We start from the raw sequence: 17413 nt of genomic DNA, 5'->3' as shown, positions 1-17413 counted from the left end.
AGCCTTGGAAGGCTGCGCTCCACTATAGCGCCTACGAGCCCGCCGCTGTTGCCAGGAGCCGACCGGGATGAGCACGCAACCTGTGAAACGCACCAGCCAGGCCTCTTTGGCCGACGGAGAGGCGCGTCTCATCCTCAGGGCCATGCTTGATGCGGCGATCGGTGCGGCCGACCCGGCCCGCGTCATACCGGCACATCTCCCTGAACCGCCTGCAGGCCGCTGCATCGTGGTGGGCGCCGGTAAAGCGTCCGCCGCGATGGCCGCCGCGGTCGAGGCCGCTTGGCCCAACGTTGAACTGTCGGGTGTCGTGGCCGTACCCCCGGGCTATGGTGGCGGTTGCTCGCGCATCACGGTCCGTGAAACGGCGCATCCTGTGCCTGACACGTCGTCGGTTGATGCGGCGCAGGAAATGATGGCGGCGGTGCATGGGCTTACGTCCGACGATCTGGTGCTTGCGCTGATTTCCGGCGGAGGTTCGGCGGCAATTTGCTTGCCTGCGGGCGACCTGACGCTTGAGGACAAGCAGGCGACCAATCGCATGCTGCTAAAGTCCGGCCTCGACATACGCACCATGAACGCCATCCGCCGCAGGCTTTCCGGCATCAAGGGAGGGCGGTTGGCGCAGGCTGCTGTTCCGGCAAAAGTCGTGACACTGGCGATCAGCGATATTCCAGGCGACGATATCGCCGCCATTGCTTCCGGACCGACGGTTATGGGGGATGACGACGGAGCGGATGCCAGCGCGTTTCTTGAACGGTATGGAAGTGCCTTGCCGGAACGGGTCGTTCGCCATCTGGCACATCCATACGCAAGCGCATCGGAGCCGGCGACACACGATGTGAGCTCAAAGCTGGTCGCCACGCCAGCCGACGCCTTGCAGGCGGCTGCCAGCGTAGCGGTAAGGCATGGTATTGTCCCCCAGATCCTCGGCGATGCAGTTGAGGGCGAGAGCAGCGAAGTCGCGCAGGCCATGGCTTCCCGGCTAACTGCGGACTGTCCCACCGTGTTCCTTTCCGGCGGGGAGACCACTGTTACGATCGGGACGGGGCAAGCCGGACGTGGCGGGCGCAATACCGAATTTGCCCTGGCGCTAGCCTGCGCATTGCAGGGACGCGGCGATACATGGGCCCTCGCTGCCGATACGGACGGCGAGGATGGGCAGAACCTGGGTGCGGCGGGGGCGTTGATCGCGCCCAACACATTGGAGCGCGCACGATCGCTGGAGCTGAACCCCCGCGATCATCTCGCGGATCATGACAGTGGCAGCTTCTTCCAGGCGCTGGGCGATCTCGTGAACACCGGGCCCACCCGCACGAACGTGAACGATTTCAGGGCCATTCTGATATGGCCGAACCGAGCCGGTTAAAACGGGCACAGGAGGCAGAATTGAATATTGGTTTTATAGGCGTCGGCATCATGGGCAAGCCGATGGCGGGTCATCTGCAGAAGGCCGGCCATACGGTTGCCGTGGTGCAGAACAAGTCTCCGTTGCCAGAGGCGCTTGTCGCCAACGGCGCGGTCGTTTGTGGCAGTGCGCGTGAAGTGGCTGAGAAGTCGGAAGTCATCATCGTCATGGTGCCTGATACGCCCGATGTTGAGCGAGTTCTGTTCGGCGAAGCCGGTGTCGCCGAGGGGCTGAACGAGGGTTCGCTGGTCATCGACATGAGTTCGATCGACCCGATCGCCACGCGCGAATTCGCCAAGCGGATTGCTGCAAAGGGCTGCCAGTATGTCGATGCGCCGGTGTCCGGCGGACAAGTCGGCGCCGAGAACGCTGCCTTGACGATCATGTGCGGCGGCGAGGAGGATGCCTTCGCGCGGGCTCTTCCGCTGCTGAAGCTGATGGGCAAGAACATCACGCATGTCGGCGGCGTTGGCGACGGCCAGGTGGCGAAGGTCGCGAACCAAATCATCGTCGCGTTGAACATCGAGGCGGTCAGCGAGGGGTTGGTTTTCGCATCGAAGGCCGGTGCCGATCCTGAAAAGGTGCGAGGCGCTCTGCTGGGCGGTTTTGCATCGTCACGTGTCCTGGAAGTCCATGGCGAACGCATGGTCAAGCGGACCTTCGATCCCGGTTTTCGCATCGAGTTGCACCAGAAGGACCTTAATCTCGCCCTCGACGGGGCGCGTAAACTGGGCATCGGCCTGCCGAGCACGGCCTTGTGCCAGCAGTTGTTCAGTGCGTGCGTCGCGCAAGGCGGTAAGAGCTGGGACCATTCGGCCCTGGTTCGTGCGATCGAAGCGCTGGGAAACCACGAAATCGGATCCTGAGTTCGAGGCTGGTTCGAGGGTGGGTGCGAAGCTGGCGTTCTTTGCACCTGCCTGCTGGCTAAGCTAAAAGGCAGGCTTCACTGCAAGGCGGCTGCGGATTGCCTGCCCTTTTCGAGGTCATGAATTGTCGAAGTCTTCGATCAAGCCGGCAAAGCTCGCGGACGCCATTGCCGACCATATCCAGCACCTGATCCTGGAAGGAGCGCTGCCGCCAGGCGAGCGTCTGCTGTCGGAACGTGACCTATCTGAGAAGCTGGGGGTTTCACGCCCGTCGCTTCGTGAGGCCCTGGATACATTGATCGCGCGCGGCCTGTTATTCGCGGACGCGAAGGGCGTCTGCTTCGTCAGCGAAGAGATGGGCCGATCGATCCGCGATCCGCTGCTGATGCTGTTTGACGATCCGCGCGGGCGCTTCGACTGCATGGAGTTCCGGTCCGTGATCGAAGCCAGCGCGGCCGGCTTGGCAGCCGAGCGGGCCACCAGCGCCGACAGGGAAGCGATCGAGGAGTGCTTTGTCGCGATGCAGGCCGCGCACGAAAGCGGCGACGTGGACCGGATCGCGGCGACCGATGCCGACTTCCATTTCGCCTTCTACGGCGCATCGCACAACCTGATGCTGCTGCAGGTAATGCGCAGTCTTGAGCCGATCCTGCGCTCGAACGTCTATCTGAACCGCAGAAATCTTTATGAACATCGGGCGCAGCGCGAGGAGCAGCTCGCCGAACATCGTGCCATTTACGATGCGATCATGGCACGCGACGCGGCGGGGGCAGAGCAAGCCGCACGCCGCCACATGATCTCCGCAAAGCAAACGCAGCAGGCGATCCATGAGGAGGAACAGAGGCTGGAGGCCGCAATCCGCCGCCTGTCGCGCCACGACTTGCTAGCGCCTGCCAGGACGGCAGACGCCAAACCCCGCGCTCGCTGAACCGCCGCCGAGCCCGCGTGCCTAGGGAGCGGCGGTGTACATGTCCTCGGGCTTCAACCGGTTCAGCATTTCCTCGCCGGCAGCGAACCGGCGAATGTTCTCGCAGATTATTTCCACCGAACGTCCGGTGCGGTCGGGAACTTGCGGGGTGACGTGGGGGGTAATCAGAGTGTTTGGGGCGTCCCAGAGGCGGCTGTCCGCAGGCAACGGTTCTACCTCAAACGTATCGAGCCCGGCCCCGGCTATTCGTCCCTCGTACAAAGCGGCGATCATCGCCTGCTCATCCACGACCGGGCCGCGGGCCATGTTGATCAGGTAGCCGGTCGGCCCGATCAGATCGAGTTCCCTTTGCCCGATCAGATGATGCGTCGCATCCGACAGGCCCAGGGCGAGCACCACGAAATCGCTTTCTTTCAATAGAACGTCTAGCTCGCCGCCGCTTTCGACGCTCAGGAGCAGGTCGATACCTTCGGGAGGAGCGGCAGCGCTTCGGCGATAGGCGATCGTTCGCATCCCAAATGCCTTGGCGCGCTTGGCGATCTCCTTGCCGGTATTGCCCAGCCCGACGATGCCCATGGTGCGTCCGAACAGTCCACGAAGGTTGTCCTGACCTGCAACGCCCCATTCATGCGCCCGCTGCGCGTCGATGAAGGCGGGGAACTCGTATGCCAGCGCCAGTGCGAAGAACATGGCATGTTCGGCCAGGACTGGCGCGGACCGACCCGCTGACCCGGTCACGACCAGTCCTTCGCGAAATGCGGCGGGTTTCGCCGCGCGGTTCAGACCGGCGTGATCGACGTGAATCCATTTCAGCCGCGTCGCGTTTAGAATACGGTCGTCGGGGTCCTTGGCGAGGATAGCGACGTCAGCGCGTGCGAGCGCCTCGTCAAAGCCCTCGTCGTCGGGCGATGCGAACCGCAGGACCTCCGCTTCACCGAGCGCCGTGGATACCTGATCCCAGTGCGCAGCGTTGTAGCGGAGCGTCGTCAGCACGGTGCGGCCTGCCAGCATGGCGATTACGCCGCCGCGCCAGAGAGGACGACGACTTCGAAAAACTTGACGCCCGGCAGGTCGATCCATGCGTAACCATCTGCGTCTGCCGCGCCTACTGCGAGTGCCTCGCCGCTTACCAGCGCACGCGCCTCCTCCACAGCGCCCGGGATTCCGAGGCGAAGACCAGTCAGGACCGGAGGTTCGTCATAAGCGCTTTGCCGCTGACCTGCGTAGTTGACGATATGCACAACTCGCTCGCCTGCCTTGTTCATCCGCTCCCGCACTGTCACCTCGACCGGACCGGCGCCCTCGATCCGTACAGGTCGCTGGCTAGCGCGGTCGATCAGATGGCGAAGGATCTCGCGGTGTTCGGGCAAGCCGTCGCGGAAGTAGTGCCATTCAGGCAACCAAGGCAGATGGACCGTGCGACCTTGGCCACATTCGCGGGTCATGACGCCCGGATGCTCGGTCGGTTCACCCTCCAGATAGCAAAGCTCGGGCGGGCCATAGCGCGGCTGCGGCAGCAGTTTTAGCGCGGTCTCGATCCCATCGCGCGGCTCGGTATGGAAGTAATAGCCATGCAGATGTACCAGCTTTGTGTCGGCCAGGTCCGTTTCGCCTTCCGCGATGCGGAAGTAGGTTTCCAACGTCTTGGCGGTGTGGACGATGCTCGTCGCAGGAGCCGACTTGAGCGCAAAACCCATGCGCCGCTGGCCCCTCTCGTCGTAATGTCCCGTCTCGCCGGTCATAAGGACCGTGCCGCCCGCCGAGACGTATTCGTCCAGCACCTTCGCCTCATTGTCGCTGAGGCAGTTGATGGCAGGCAGGAGGATAACGTCATACCGTGCAAGCGCTTCGCCGATATTGTCATCGGCCATGCGCTCGTCGCTGAGGAAATCGAAGGGGATCCGGCTTTCCAGCAGCAGTCGATAAGCGCCGCGAAACGCGGTGTTCTGTAGTTTTCCCGACAGTGTCGCCCCCGCATAGGCGGCGTTGACACGCGAATGGTAGAGCGCGACCCGCGCCAGCGACCGGGTGTCGGTCAAGTAATCGCCATTTGCCGCATGCCAATGCAGGAAGCGCTTCACCGGCTCCAGCGGCTCGCGGTTCTCTTGTTCGAACGTTCCCAGTACGTAGTAGTCGATCTGAGCTCCGCTGGCGATCTGCTGGCCAAATCGCAGCATATGATTGTGCGACGTTTCCGATGCATAGCGCCATTGATAGTCGAGGAAGTTGGTCGAAGCGCAGCTATAGGTCTTACCCTGACCGATTGCGGCACCCCAACGGGCAAGCTCGCCCGGCTGATGCGGCCATTCAGGGGCAGGGCGGGCGACTGCACGCTGAATTTCCAAGCGCATGAAATCGCACGCGCCGCGGCCATTGCCCATCACGCCTGTGCTGGGACGTATCTCCTTGACGGTGTCATAGATACGCTGCGCAGCGGCTACGCTGGTCCGCCGCTTGAAAGCCAGATAATCGGCATAAGCAGGGTCGGAGAAGTCCTCTTTCATCGGCAGCCGGCGGCCGAACATGTCCGCAAAGCCCTGCTGGCAATTCTGACAGTGACAGATACCGCGATATTCACCGCCATAATCGTACGGCTGATATCCGGTCATGTTGAAGAACGCGCCGTCCAGATCGTAGCGTTCCAGCCCTTCACGTAGGATGCGATGCCCGTAGTCCAGCGACCAGCCGCCGTTCACGCACGCCTGGTATGTGCCGTTGTACTCCTGCGGTTCGCCGCGCTCGTTGTGCACGAACCACTCGGGATGGGCTTCATAGGCCAGCCGTGTGCCTTTCGAGAGGTCGAACCGCCCGACCATTTTCAAGCCGTGATCGTGTGCGGCTTTCAGCATGGCGCCCGTCAAGTCGCCCTTGAGGAACGGGTTTGTCGCGTGGAGCGATAACTCGGTGGGATAAAAGGCATAGATGCCGCCCACGTTGAAAGTGATAGCGCTTGCGCCGAACGCCTTGGCTTGCTTCGCCAGCGCCTCCGGATCGAGATCGGCATCGGTCAGCCGCAGGTTGGTCTGCACGATCCGATAGGGTTCTTCCCACCAGGGCTTCTGGTCGTGCATGTTTTCCACCTTTCGATTCCTGCTTTCGCCCGTCGCGCCGGCGGGCCGTTGCGGCTCTGCCCGGTGCGATCGGCTTATGTCAGTGCCCAAGGCTGGTCAAATCTTTTGGCCACTCGCCGTGCAACTCATATCTCACAGAAGAGGGCAGGGCGGATGAAGACTCTCACCGCGGCTGAATCATGAGAAACACAGACAGGAAGATGCTGTTACTCAATCCCATCAGGATCATCGCCAGGGCGGCGGTCGCGCCTTCCTCCTGGCCCAGTTCGCGGGCGAAAGCGGTGCCCACTCCGTGCGCCGAAACGCCAAACATCATTCCGCGCGCAAACGGGTCGTTGATACCGAAGCCCAGCATGATGTTGCCGAATACTCCGCCGATGATACCGACGAGTATGACCATCAGCGCAGCCAGTTTACCATCCCCGCCGAGTTGTTCGGCAAAGGGCATGGCGAATGGCGAGGTTATCGAGCGCGGCAATAGACTGGCTGTCAGCAGGTCTGAAAAATCGAAGAAGTACGCAAAGGCGAGCCCGGTACAGAAGCTGACTGCTGAACCGACCAGAATGCAGGCGGCTAAGGCTCGCCACCGCGCCCTGACGGTGGCGCGAAATTTCCACACGGGAAAGGCAAACGCCACAGTCGCAGGACCAAGCAGCCATATCCAGAACGCGTTCAGTCCAAGATACGTTGCATAATCCGTTCCGGTGCTGAGTGTGGCGAACACCAGCACCGGCGGTACGGTTACCGCTGGTCCAGCCCACCATCGCCCGATGCGTCGCTGGATCGCACGCGACAGGATGTAGAGCGACAGCGTCGCCACCAACCAGATCAGCGCTGCTGGACTGGCGCTCACGATTGCTCTTTTCGCGACACCACAGCAGGGCGCCGAGACAGAAATTGCGCGAGAAGCCCCACGGAAACCATCATGATCACCGTTCCTGCCACTAAAGTGAACAGCAACTTTGTCCCAAGCGTTCCGAACAACGCGGGGTAGGCGATGATTGAAAGCACGGCCGGAATGAAAAAGAGTATCAGATGGGCGATCAACAGATCGCATCCGGGCTCGAGCGGCGCTGCAAGTTGAGGCCGGATGTGCAGGAGGCCGTATAGAAGAGCGCACCCTATCACGCCGCCTGGTAGGGGGAGGCCAACTGCATTTCGCAACGCCTCGCCCAGCGCCCATAGCCCCACGCAGATCGCGAGCCCGGGGGCGTACCTCGTGAGGCGCTGAAGCAGAGCGATGGTCCTTCGTCACTCACACGAGGTGAAGAGACTATCACCTCCATCGTGCGATCGGCGACTTCGGCGTCGCTCGAACCGATGTCAATGCTCCCGGCCTGACGCGAACCGCTCTCTATAGCATGCAATTGGCCTTTGAGGCGGCAGCTGGCACACACTTTGATGTGGCATCCAATCAGTGCTGCTGAGTGGCGTTTTAGGATTAAGCAACCAGGCACGAGTTGATGCTGTAGCAACCGATGGACACGAGAAGAATCCGGTCAGCATGGCTGAACGGCTCTCTTGAACGACGATCAAAGATGCTTAGAAAAAACCTTGAGGTATATACGTTAATATCACGTAAATTTTCATGGGAACTGGCAGCTGACTTGCGCCGTTAAGATAACATCGAACGAGAATAACAGAAGGAAATTGATATGGATGCGAAGCTAACCTTCGCGGCAGCTCTTGCCGCGTCTATCGTTACTCCTGCCATGGCAGCCGGAACGCCGTCTTATAAGGCTGAAACGCCGGTCGTCGTGGAACGTGCTCCGAATGGCCGCGCGACAGCGGTTAGGGTCGACGGCACAGTCTACCCGGTGTGCACGACGGAGCAGCAGGACGGCTGCATCCAGCCTCGCGCTGCAAAGCTCGGTTGGGGTGATCGTCCGTTGACCTATTGGCCGGGAGAGAGGGCCTATGCAGAAAGTCGCGGGCAGTGAGGTGCCGCGGTCCGCTGCGTAGCTGCGAGGAACAAAATCCTGCTTAGCAGAGATTGACCCGAGGGCTGTACAGGCGAGTATTTCGCGATCGTACCTCAAGTTCTGCCTAGGCAGTCAAAGAGCGATGGCGGTGCCAACTGGCCTCTCAAGGGCTCAAAGGCATCGCGCAATCATCGCAGCAGCAAGGTGGCGAGGCAGCGGGGGACACGACAGAATGGCCGGGATGGCCTCATGGCAGGTGCAGTTGGTTCCAGGCGTTCGGAATGCCGCTGCCGCTTCAGGGCGACCTGTCACAACAAAGGAGAAAAGCGGACATGGTAGAAATTCCGGTTGAGCGAAAATCAGGTGGCGTTCCCTGGTGGGTGTGGGTTCTGCTGGTTGTTGTAGCCCTCGGGTTACTGATCTGGTGGGCCTCCGACGACGAGGTAGTACCTGTCGAGACAGAGACAGCCGCAGTAGTAGCAGTGCCACCCGCGGGGCCGACGGCCGTCACGGATATCTCCATGCTGCTGCCACAGATCCCAGCGGACTTCGTGGGCCGCGAGGTTCAGTTAAACGGCGTGCAGGTTCAGGAAGTGGTTGGCGACGTGGGCTTCTGGATTGGCCCGAGTGCCGAACAGCGGATCTATGCTGTTCTCACCGAAGAACGCACACCTGAGACCGCGATGGAAGGCGAGGCTGACGTAAACGCCGGCGCAATGGCTGATATCACCGGGACGATAAGGACGCGCGAGGAAGTCCTCCGCGGGTTGGCGGTTGGTTCCACCGCACAGGATCTGCCGTCAGGCGTCGACCGCTTCATCGTTGTGTCCAACTATCAGGTGCGGAACGGACGCTAACTTTTTAGGCGCAGTTCGTCAGGCCGAAGCTGAAGATGAACCCTGCTTGCAACAATTGAGCGGCGGTACCTCGTGGGCCGCCGTTCATTGTTTGCCTAATATTCTGGAAGCCGTTTCGCACTGAACACCATTTTCAATGGAAGAGCGCCGTTCCCGTGAGAGGGCGCCAATTGGTCCCGCTACAAACAGAGGAGGAGAAAGCCATGCCATGGATCCGCAACCTTAAAGGCGCTTTGCTCGCGTTCGGCTGTTCGATCGCTATCAGCGGCTGCAACTCCGGCGATATAACGTCAGCCGAAGTCACGACTGCCGCTAAAGAGCGGGTAGCGGCATCGTTGGGCCTCAGTCCAGACGCAGCACTCTTTTCGAACGTATTTGTCGGCCAACCGGTGGACGGGGATGCTGTCCTTTGCGGCACCGTCGAAGGCAGGCGGGCTGATGGGACAATCATTCCGCCACGCCGCTTCATTGCGGCCGCCGATCCGGAACGGTGGATCCGCTTTGATCGCGCCGGACAAATGGCGGATGTTCCCCTCAACATGGCGGGAGACTGGGCGACGATTTGCGCGGGAGAAAATGAAGTCCGATAGTATCGCTGCGCTCAATCGGAACAGCTCCAGCGCAACTTTGAAAGCGACGCCAGCGACGGTCTGACGCTGTCCGAGCCGAAGGACCTTGCGGGGTTGCTCGAGGGACTGGCTGAGATCCTAAACCGCGCATAGGCACCCTCGGCTCCCTTCGACATAACCGCTGCTGAGCAAGGCAATGGTGGTATCCCTAACTTGCCGCTAACTGCCGTGCCTTCCGTGTAGGCTTCAACTATGAGGACCTTCCACTTTCGCCAGAGGAGGCGTCCATGCAGATTGCGGTTTTGACGTTCGAGGGGTTCAACGAACTGGACTCGTTCATCGCGGCGGCAATCCTCAATCGCATGAAGCCCCATGGTTGGGCCGCGCATATCACATCGCCGACGGAACAGGTCACGTCCATGAACGGCGTCACCGTCCGGCGTCAAAAGCCGCTGGAGTTCGCCGGGCAGGCCGACGCCGTCCTGATCGGCAGCGGAAGCAGGACCCGCGATATCGCTGCGGATGGCAGCTTGATGGCGCGGGTCAAGCTCGACCCGGCTCGCCAGTTGATCGGCGCACAGTGCTCGGGCACGCTGCTGCTGGCCAAGCTGGGCCTTATAGGCGATCTGCCGGCCTGCACCGATCTGACCACAAAGCCTTGGGTGATCGAGGCAGGCGTGGAGGTGGTCGACGCACCCTTCATCGCGCATGGCAATGTCGCCACTGCCGGCGGCTGCCTTGCTTCCCAATATCTTGCGACCTGGATGATCGCTTGTGGCGCTTCCCTGCGCGATGCCCGTTCGGCGATGCACTATGTCGCCCCCGTGGGCGAGAAGGCGCTGTATGTGGATCAAGCCATGAAGATCGTTGCGCCCTTCATCGCTCCAAGCGCCGCTCTCGTGCGCTAAGCCCTGCCATATCAAATCGGCGGCAGGTGCTCCATATTCCTGAAGCGGAGGGGAAACGCACACACATCAGCACCAGCCGGATCACCTCCGGCGACGCGCTGACTAACGGACTGGCCGGTGTGCAGAAACTGGGCATCAACCTAACCTGCGCAAATTACGCCTTGGTGCGCGTGGCTCGAAAGTGCCACCGGCTGCGGCTGGGATTGGCGATGGAACTCTCCCTCGTGCGGGGTAGCTTCGGCACCGCTGGTCGGTCCGCCCTCCAGATCGCGAAGCATGCGTTGCGACGCATCGTAATGGCAGTGGCACGACCGACCCCGTCGCTTCGCATTGTACAATGCTATGTCGGCGTTCTGGTACAAAGCGTCGAGTTGGCCGGCATCCTCTGGGGAGCGTGAGGAGCCGATGCTCAGGGAAATTGTACGATCATGCTCCTTGAAGCGCCAAGCCCGGCCCTGGATCTTGCGGAGCTGGTCAATTACCTCGCTCTCCTTGTCGCGAGTGCCGGGGCAGAGCACGGCGAATTCATCGCCTCCGATCCGTGCAATGTTGGTTTGGGCGACGTTAGACGTTACCTCTTTGAGCATGGCAGCCACCTGACGGAGGAGCTCATCACCGCAGGCATGGCCGAACCGATCGTTGGTGTCTTTGAGGTAATCGACGTCGATAAGGAAAAGGCTGAACGGTTCGCCTTGCGCTGCCAAGCCGTGAGCGTCCGCCTGAAACGCCGAACGATTGCCGATTCCGGTCAAAAAATCCGTGCGTGCAGCAGTGCGGAGCGCCTCCGCTTCCGCAAGATTAATCTCATGACGCTGCTGCGCGGCATCGAGGTCACGGCGGACGATTCGAAAACGATCCGCAATCGCGAGGGAGAGCGCCAGCGCCTCAAAGGCTAGTGCTGCAAATGTGGCCATATCCACAAAGTCGATCTGCGGCATCAGACCGAGATTTCGGGCGAGCCGCGCCAGGAAGACGATAATGGCGGGCGACCAGCCGATCAGGTAGAACCAGACGAGGCGACTACGCCGCCGTACGGCGATCCAGCACGACACCCCTACAGCAGCGGCAGTGGCGAGTAATACATAATTAAGCAGGCGATCGGTCAGCACCGGCGGGAACACCGTTTCGGCGGCAGCCATGACGCCGAGAACAGCACCGGACAGCGCGAGCAACCGACCGATCCTCAGCAACGAACGTGGCAGTATCCCGTCCTCGATAACAGTGAAGAAAAACATATTTCCGGCAGCGATCATCAGCCCGACCAGGATGAAGTCGATGCGCACGACTACTGGTCCGGCAAACGCGGGGAAAACATATGCGGCAACGTTGGTCCAGGTCATCCCATAGGCGAAAGCCGCAGTGACCCACGCGAGGTACCAGCGTTGGAATGAGGGGCGGCGACCAGTATGAATGACAAGATTGTAGAGCAGGGCCGAACACAGTGTTCCGGCAAATATTCCCATGAGCAGGAGCCATCGTGCGTCTATTCGCACCTGCTCTGATGCGGCAACCGCGACGATTTTGCGCATCAGCGACAGGTCGTCGATGCGCTGAAAGCCCAAATAAAGCCCCTGGACGTCACTTCCGGACGTCATCACCGGGAATCGGAGCAGTCCGCCCGGGGCCCAGTGCTCCTGCATGTCGTACTGATTGACGCTCAGACGGCGTGCGCCGCTGGAGTCTTCGATCAACACCGCCACCTCCTGGAACCGGATTTGATCGACCAAGAGGTTCCAGTCTGGCGGAAGGGCGCGCAGGCGGCTTGCGTCGAGCTTCAACCACAGCCAACCGGCTGATCGCGTTGGCCGGTCGGCACCGCAGCTGTAGACCGCCTCTCGCACCGCGAGATCTGAAGCGTGATCAGGCAACGTTGCCGTGCATGCCCCACGGTGGAGGTCGATGCTCGCCGCGACCGCCGCCTGCGGGGAAGTGCAAAGGCACAGAAGCAGCAACGCTCCCAGTCGGCATATCGTACGTCGCAACTCCACCCCCGCGGAGACCTGTTCCACATCGCGAGAGTATCTTCAACATCCTAACAAGAGGTGCGTTCGTCTGCTCGGCGCTCGGAATCGACGGGATTGTTAGCGATAATCCTTAAAATATCAGCAGAAAACGACACCGCGCGTGGGCAGCGCCGCTTTGATGCCTCCTGCGATCGGTCAGCTGCCGAGATAAGCTCAAACACCAAAAATGAAACGTTTCACTTAACTGTCACGGCAGCGTGCGAGAGGCGGGTGATCCGATTGCAGGGGGAATGCAGCATGTTTCAACTCACACGCTCTAAAACGTCTTGGCGCCGCCGGCTTCTGCTTGGCAGCGCCCTTGTCGCGCTTACTGCGGGGCAGGCAGAGGCGCAGACTCAACTCTCTCCGGCGACCGAGGACGCTGCCGAAGAAGATATCGTTGTCACCGGGACGCGGATCGGCGCAGGCGAGAGCCGGGCGGTACTGGTGCTTGGTCGCGAGGATATCGACGATCGCCCGCTTGGTGCCGACATCACCCAAAGCCTGAACAAGATTCCGGGCGTTCAGGCCACCACCGGCGATGCGCGCGGCGGCAGCTTCTCGTTCGAGTTCGCGATGCGCGGCCTGAATAAGGAGCAGGTGGGCTTCACGCTCGATGGCATTCCGACAGGCGACGCGCGCTTCAACGGCGGTTCGCCACCGCAGCGCTTCATCGAGTCCAGCAACATCCGCCGGATCACCGTGTCGCAGAGCGCAGGCGATCTGGGCGCGCCATCCCGCTTTGCGCTGGGCGGCTTCGTGGATTTCGTCACGGACGATCCGACGCCAAGGCCGGGCGCAGCACTGGAGGCGGGCTATGGCTCCTACGATTTCTGGCGCAGCTATTTTCGCGTCGATAGTGGCGAGGTCGCGCCGGGGCTCTCGGCCTATGCCAGCTACTCCACGCAGGAGAACGACGTCTGGGCGGGGCCCGACAATCGCCACTCGAAACGAGAGCACGCCGAGTTCAAGATTGTGCAGACGTTCCTGACCGGCTCATTCGTCAAGGCGCGGGTGAGCTGGAACGACCAGCAGGACAATGACTTCAACATCATCTCGCTAGCCGAATTCCGGGACGATCCGTGGTCGGACCGAGCGACCGACCAATTGAGCGGGATACCTGCCATAGACGCCAACTATGGCGGTGCCCTCGGCGGTACGCGGCAGGACTTGCTCGCTTACGCCAATATGGGGCTGCAATTTAGCGACAAGGTGCTGCTGACGGTCAATCCCTACTACCAGACCTTGCGCGGAGAATCGCTGCGATACCAGGATCGTGCGCGCGTGCTTACGGGCGGTGATCCCTATGCGGTAAACGGATACAACGCGAACGGCGGTGCGATCCGGCCGAAGCTCACGACGCTGCGCAATAGCAATGAACGGGGTGGGCCGGCCGACATGCGCGTCACCCCGCGCGATCGCGACCGCTACGGCTCCACCGCAGAGCTCTGGCTCAACGGTGTGCTGGCCGGCCACCGCATTCGCATCGGCGGGTGGTGGGAAGGTGGCGACTCTGCCGAGGAGCGCCGTTTCTTCCGCATCATCGATCCGGTCAGGAGCATCGGCTATGATCGGGATGCGCTCAATTATGTCGAGTACCAGCGATCGACGACGATCGAGACGACGATGCTCTATGCCCAGGACTCGATCGAGGTGGTGCCGGAATTGCTGCGCATCGATGCCGGTGCGAATTGGTTGAACGTGAAGTACAAGGCGAGCTCGCCCCTCGAATACCGTGCGCAACTCGACTTCTCGCAGAACTCGGGCCTCAATCCCAAGCTTGGCTTCACGCTGATCCCCGCGCGCGGGATCGAGATTTACGGCGGCTACGCCAGAAACTTCTCCGGCATTCCCGAGGACGCATTCCTGGGATCGACGGCAGTGATCAAACCCGACTCCCTTGACCCGATCCGGTCAGAGAATCTGGATGTGGGTATCCGGTACACCACAGGTCGCGCTGCCTTTTCGATCCAAGCCTATTCGGTCGACCTTAAGAACAATATCGGCATCGTTCCCAACGATCCGACCGTTACAGACCCTGAGGAGATCATTCGCGGCAATGTCGCGACGCGCGCTGCCAACATCGCTGGTCAGCGCACGCGCGGCATCGAGGCGGTGGCGCTGGGCAATCTCGGCGCAGTCGATTTCTACGCCAGCTACTCCTACCAGGATGCCCGCCACGACGATCTGCCAGTCGGATCGCCTGAACGTGCGGCGTTGGCTTCGGTGGGCGTGATCGCCGGGGAGCGGGTGCGCAACATTCCGCGGCACAGCGCCTATGGCGAGTTCGGCGTGAAACCGGTGGAAGGTGCGCGCATTCAGGCCAATCTTCGCTACGTCGGCGCGCGGGTCGGCGGGCACTTGCTGGCGCCGACAAGCTTCCGCGAGGCTGGCGTGGAGACCATCCCCGGCTATACGGTGGCGAGCGCGGGCGCGAGCTACACCTTGCGCGACCTCGGGCCGCTGGGCGGGCTGACGCTTCAGTTCAACGTCGATAACATTTTTGACAAGGCCTACATCGGCTCGGTTTCGAGCTCGACTGCGACTCAGCCGGAGTACACTCTGCCGGCGGTAACACTCGACCGCTACTTTCTTGGCGCGCCGCGAACCTATACCCTGTCGCTGCGAGCGCGCTTCCGGTGAGGCTGAGGAGGCGCGGCGCCTTTGCCGGGGTGCTGCTCGCATTCGCTTGCTTCGTGCAGGCACAGGCGCAGCACGCCGCGTCTCCCGTCCGCCTGCTGGACAGCATCGACCTAGATCCCGCGCGGTTCGACGACGCGTTCGGAGGCATCTCGGGCATCGACTATGATGCACGCCAGAGGCGTTGGCTGCTGCTGAGCGACGATCGCTCTGGGCGTGCGCCGGCACGTTTCTACGCTTTCCGTATGACGCGGTCGGATGCGGGCCACTGGCGGATGGGGCACGCGCGACGCGTCGTACTCAGCGATGCGCAGGGGCAGCCCTTTCCGCCGCCGGGTCTTGGTCGCGAGGCAGTTGACCCAGAGGCGATCCGCTTGGCACCAAACCGGAACAGCCTGCTTTGGTCGAGCGAAGGCGATGGGAAAGACGGCTATGGCCCCGCCGTTCGCAGAATAGACCGGCAAGGCCGCGAGCTGGGACGGATACCGCTTCCTGCAAACCTTCGCCTCAATCCGACCGGTCGGCGCGGCCCGCGCGACAATGCGACGATCGAGGGGATGGACTTTACCCCTGACGGCGCGCTGTGGCTCGCGATGGAAGGGCCACTGATTGAGGACGACCTTCCCGCTGCAGAAGGGCGCACGGCGCTGGTCCGCTTCACCCGTCTGCGCGGTGATGCAGCTAGTGATGACGCACAGCCGCGGCAGTTCGTCTATCGCCTGGACGCGGCACCGAGCTCGCCGCATGGCACGGCCGCCGACAACGGTGTCACCGAGATACTCGCGCTTGACGATCAGCGGATGCTGGTCCTCGAACGATCGGGCGCGCCGACGGGCGATGGTCGTTTCCTTTTCCACTGCCGCCTCTATCTGGCAGACTTCTCCCAGGCGACGGAGGTCGCTGCGATCGCCAGCCTCATGGACGCGGAGATCACGCCCGCGACAAAGCGGCTGTTGCTCGATTTTGACACCTTGCCGGACAACCCCGGCAATCTTGAAGCCATGGCGTGGTGGCCCTCGCATGACGGCCGCCGTGACCGGATCGTCCTGCTCAACGATAACAACTTCGTGGCAGGCGAGCCCACCCGATTGCTTCTGCTGGCGCTTCCACCTGATCTGGCGAAGCCCACGGCGCGCTGAACCCTTTGCGATTGCCGGGCGAATGACGCCAGCTTATGCCATGCGCGCCGAGACCGTTGTTTACTATGCCCAACACACCTTCCAACCGGCGCCCGACGCTCAAGGATCTCGCCCGAGAGGCTGGCGTCTCGCTGGCAAGCGCGTCATATGCGGTGAACGGGAACGGCTCTGTGGGCGAACAGACCCGCGCGCATATCTTATCGGTGGCACAGCGTATCGGCTATCGCCAGAACAGCGCCGCCCGCGCGATGAAGACGGGGCGTTCGGGCACGCTCGCGCTGCTGGTGCCCGACTTGACGAACCCTTTCTTCCCGGCACTCGCCCAAGCCGTATTCCGCGCCGCGCGAGCCGCCGGCTACACGATGTTCCTGATCGATACCGAGGGCAACGAGGCGCTGGAGCAGGCCGCGCTCGCTAAGGGCGTGGACTTGGGCGTTGACGGCATCGCGTGGTTTCCAATCCGAGACAAGGACACGTCTGCCGGCGTGCTCGCGCGCACGCCGGTCGTGGTGCTCGACCGGACCGTGCCGGGTTATGCTGCGATCGGCATCGATTATCTCGATGCGGGCAGGATCGCCGCACGGCACTTGCTTGATGCCGGGCATCGCCGCATCGGCATCATCTCTGGTCCGACTGACATCGCCAGCATGCGTGATCGCTGCGATGGCGCAGAAGCGCTGATCTGTGGGGAGGGGGCGCTTGCCTTCCGCGTGGAAAATGCGTTCTCGACTGACCTGGAGCCCCATGCCCAAGCCGCGATCACCGGCGGAGGCGCGACCGCGGTGTTCGCCGCGGCGGATGTGATCGCCATCGGTGCCCTCCGTTACGCGCAGGCGAACGGGTTGCGAGTGCCTGAGGATGTATCAATCCTGGGTTTCGATGACATTCCTCTGGCTGAGCAAAGCCTGCCGCCGCTCTCCACGATCGAGCTTCCCATCGAAGATATCGCACAGCACGCGATCTCCGAGTTAGGCAAACAGATTGGTAGGCCGCATGCCTCTTCAGCGGCCCTCAGGATCGTGCACACCCGCACGCGCCTGGTCCCACGCCTCTCTGTCCGGTTGCTTGGCTAGTCCGATGCTACAGTTTCTAACCGTAATGGCTA

At 61.8% G+C, this 17413-nt stretch carries 15 protein-coding genes; 10 read left to right on the top strand and 5 right to left on the bottom strand.

Features of this window, described 5'->3' with window-relative positions; translation table 11 throughout:
- Window positions 1-67 precede the first annotated feature (67 nt).
- The 3 genes from ABVV53_RS10235 (at window position 68) to ABVV53_RS10225 (ending at window position 3199) form a co-directional block, all read left to right on the top strand.
- Window positions 68-1366: a glycerate kinase type-2 family protein gene (locus ABVV53_RS10235; RefSeq protein WP_353984329.1), complete on the top strand. Its 1299-nt coding sequence runs from the start codon at window positions 68-70 to the stop codon at window positions 1364-1366.
- 20 nt (window positions 1367-1386) lie between these two features.
- Window positions 1387-2271 (top strand): 2-hydroxy-3-oxopropionate reductase, encoded by an 885-nt coding sequence (locus ABVV53_RS10230; protein WP_353984328.1) that lies wholly within the window; start codon window positions 1387-1389, stop codon window positions 2269-2271.
- Between the two features lie 124 nt (window positions 2272-2395).
- On the top strand, window positions 2396-3199 hold the full coding sequence (locus ABVV53_RS10225; protein WP_353984327.1) for an FCD domain-containing protein: 804 nt from the start codon (window positions 2396-2398) through the stop codon (window positions 3197-3199).
- 21 nt (window positions 3200-3220) lie between these two features.
- Here the strand turns inward: ABVV53_RS10225 and ABVV53_RS10220 are convergent, their stop codons facing one another.
- The 4 genes from ABVV53_RS10220 to ABVV53_RS10205 form a co-directional block, all read right to left on the bottom strand.
- The gene (locus ABVV53_RS10220; protein ID WP_353984326.1) at window positions 3221-4210 is read right to left on the bottom strand and encodes a D-2-hydroxyacid dehydrogenase; all 990 of its coding nucleotides are present in this window, start codon (window positions 4208-4210) and stop codon (window positions 3221-3223) included.
- A gap of 5 nt (window positions 4211-4215) precedes the next feature.
- The gene (locus tag ABVV53_RS10215) at window positions 4216-6270 is read right to left on the bottom strand and encodes an alpha-amylase family protein (protein ID WP_353984325.1); all 2055 of its coding nucleotides are present in this window, start codon (window positions 6268-6270) and stop codon (window positions 4216-4218) included.
- 163 nt (window positions 6271-6433) lie between these two features.
- Complete coding sequence (locus ABVV53_RS10210; protein ID WP_353984324.1) at window positions 6434-7123, bottom strand: LrgB family protein; 690 nt, start codon at window positions 7121-7123, stop codon at window positions 6434-6436.
- Window positions 7120-7461, bottom strand: coding sequence for a CidA/LrgA family protein (locus ABVV53_RS10205; protein ID WP_353984323.1), 342 nt, complete (start codon window positions 7459-7461; stop codon window positions 7120-7122). Before ABVV53_RS10205 ends, ABVV53_RS10210 begins: the two co-directional genes overlap by 4 nt.
- Window positions 7462-7925: 464 nt before the next feature.
- Between ABVV53_RS10205 and ABVV53_RS10200 the strand changes: the two genes are divergently transcribed.
- The 4 genes from ABVV53_RS10200 to ABVV53_RS10185 all read left to right on the top strand — a co-directional run bounded on the left by ABVV53_RS10200 (window position 7926) and on the right by ABVV53_RS10185 (window position 10526).
- Entirely contained in the window at window positions 7926-8210 is a 285-nt protein-coding gene (locus tag ABVV53_RS10200) for a hypothetical protein (protein WP_353984322.1), read from the top strand.
- Between the two features lie 314 nt (window positions 8211-8524).
- Window positions 8525-9049, top strand: a complete 525-nt coding sequence (locus ABVV53_RS10195) for a hypothetical protein (RefSeq protein WP_353984321.1) — start codon at window positions 8525-8527, stop codon at window positions 9047-9049.
- A gap of 203 nt (window positions 9050-9252) precedes the next feature.
- Window positions 9253-9639, top strand: coding sequence for a hypothetical protein (locus ABVV53_RS10190; RefSeq protein ID WP_353984320.1), 387 nt, complete (start codon window positions 9253-9255; stop codon window positions 9637-9639).
- A 266-nt stretch (window positions 9640-9905) separates the two neighbouring features.
- Window positions 9906-10526 (top strand): DJ-1/PfpI family protein, encoded by a 621-nt coding sequence (locus tag ABVV53_RS10185; RefSeq protein ID WP_353984319.1) that lies wholly within the window; start codon window positions 9906-9908, stop codon window positions 10524-10526.
- 140 nt (window positions 10527-10666) lie between these two features.
- On the opposite strand, the gene ABVV53_RS10180 is transcribed toward ABVV53_RS10185, so the two are convergent.
- Window positions 10667-12394 (bottom strand): sensor domain-containing diguanylate cyclase, encoded by a 1728-nt coding sequence (locus ABVV53_RS10180; RefSeq protein WP_353984318.1) that lies wholly within the window; start codon window positions 12392-12394, stop codon window positions 10667-10669.
- Between the two features lie 393 nt (window positions 12395-12787).
- Between ABVV53_RS10180 and ABVV53_RS10175 the strand changes: the two genes are divergently transcribed.
- From ABVV53_RS10175 to ABVV53_RS10165, 3 genes are all read left to right on the top strand, one after another.
- On the top strand, window positions 12788-15172 hold the full coding sequence (locus ABVV53_RS10175; protein ID WP_353984317.1) for a TonB-dependent receptor: 2385 nt from the start codon (window positions 12788-12790) through the stop codon (window positions 15170-15172).
- Complete coding sequence (locus ABVV53_RS10170) at window positions 15169-16308, top strand: esterase-like activity of phytase family protein (protein ID WP_353984316.1); 1140 nt, start codon at window positions 15169-15171, stop codon at window positions 16306-16308. The genes ABVV53_RS10175 and ABVV53_RS10170 overlap by 4 nt, the downstream gene beginning before the upstream one ends.
- A gap of 65 nt (window positions 16309-16373) precedes the next feature.
- Window positions 16374-17381, top strand: coding sequence for a LacI family DNA-binding transcriptional regulator (locus ABVV53_RS10165; protein ID WP_353984315.1), 1008 nt, complete (start codon window positions 16374-16376; stop codon window positions 17379-17381).
- Window positions 17382-17413 lie beyond the last annotated feature (32 nt).

The organism is Novosphingobium kalidii (genome assembly GCF_040534015.1).
Classification (GTDB): domain Bacteria; phylum Pseudomonadota; class Alphaproteobacteria; order Sphingomonadales; family Sphingomonadaceae; genus Novosphingobium; species Novosphingobium kalidii.
This window is presented reverse-complemented; position numbering and strand designations above follow the sequence as displayed.

What these genes read in the sequence shown, in the direction of transcription:
- ABVV53_RS10235 (WP_353984329.1), top strand. Translation starts at nt 68, where the DNA reads ATGAGCACGCAACCTGTGAAACGCACCAGCCAGGCCTCTTTGGCCGAC.
- ABVV53_RS10220 (WP_353984326.1), bottom strand. Translation starts at nt 4,210, where the DNA reads ATGCTGGCAGGCCGCACCGTGCTGACGACGCTCCGCTACAACGCTGCG.
- ABVV53_RS10215 (WP_353984325.1), bottom strand. Translation starts at nt 6,270, where the DNA reads ATGCACGACCAGAAGCCCTGGTGGGAAGAACCCTATCGGATCGTGCAG.
- ABVV53_RS10200 (WP_353984322.1), top strand. Translation starts at nt 7,926, where the DNA reads ATGGATGCGAAGCTAACCTTCGCGGCAGCTCTTGCCGCGTCTATCGTT.
- ABVV53_RS10195 (WP_353984321.1), top strand. Translation starts at nt 8,525, where the DNA reads ATGGTAGAAATTCCGGTTGAGCGAAAATCAGGTGGCGTTCCCTGGTGG.
- ABVV53_RS10190 (WP_353984320.1), top strand. Translation starts at nt 9,253, where the DNA reads ATGCCATGGATCCGCAACCTTAAAGGCGCTTTGCTCGCGTTCGGCTGT.
- ABVV53_RS10185 (WP_353984319.1), top strand. Translation starts at nt 9,906, where the DNA reads ATGCAGATTGCGGTTTTGACGTTCGAGGGGTTCAACGAACTGGACTCG.
- ABVV53_RS10175 (WP_353984317.1), top strand. Translation starts at nt 12,788, where the DNA reads ATGTTTCAACTCACACGCTCTAAAACGTCTTGGCGCCGCCGGCTTCTG.
- ABVV53_RS10165 (WP_353984315.1), top strand. Translation starts at nt 16,374, where the DNA reads ATGCCCAACACACCTTCCAACCGGCGCCCGACGCTCAAGGATCTCGCC.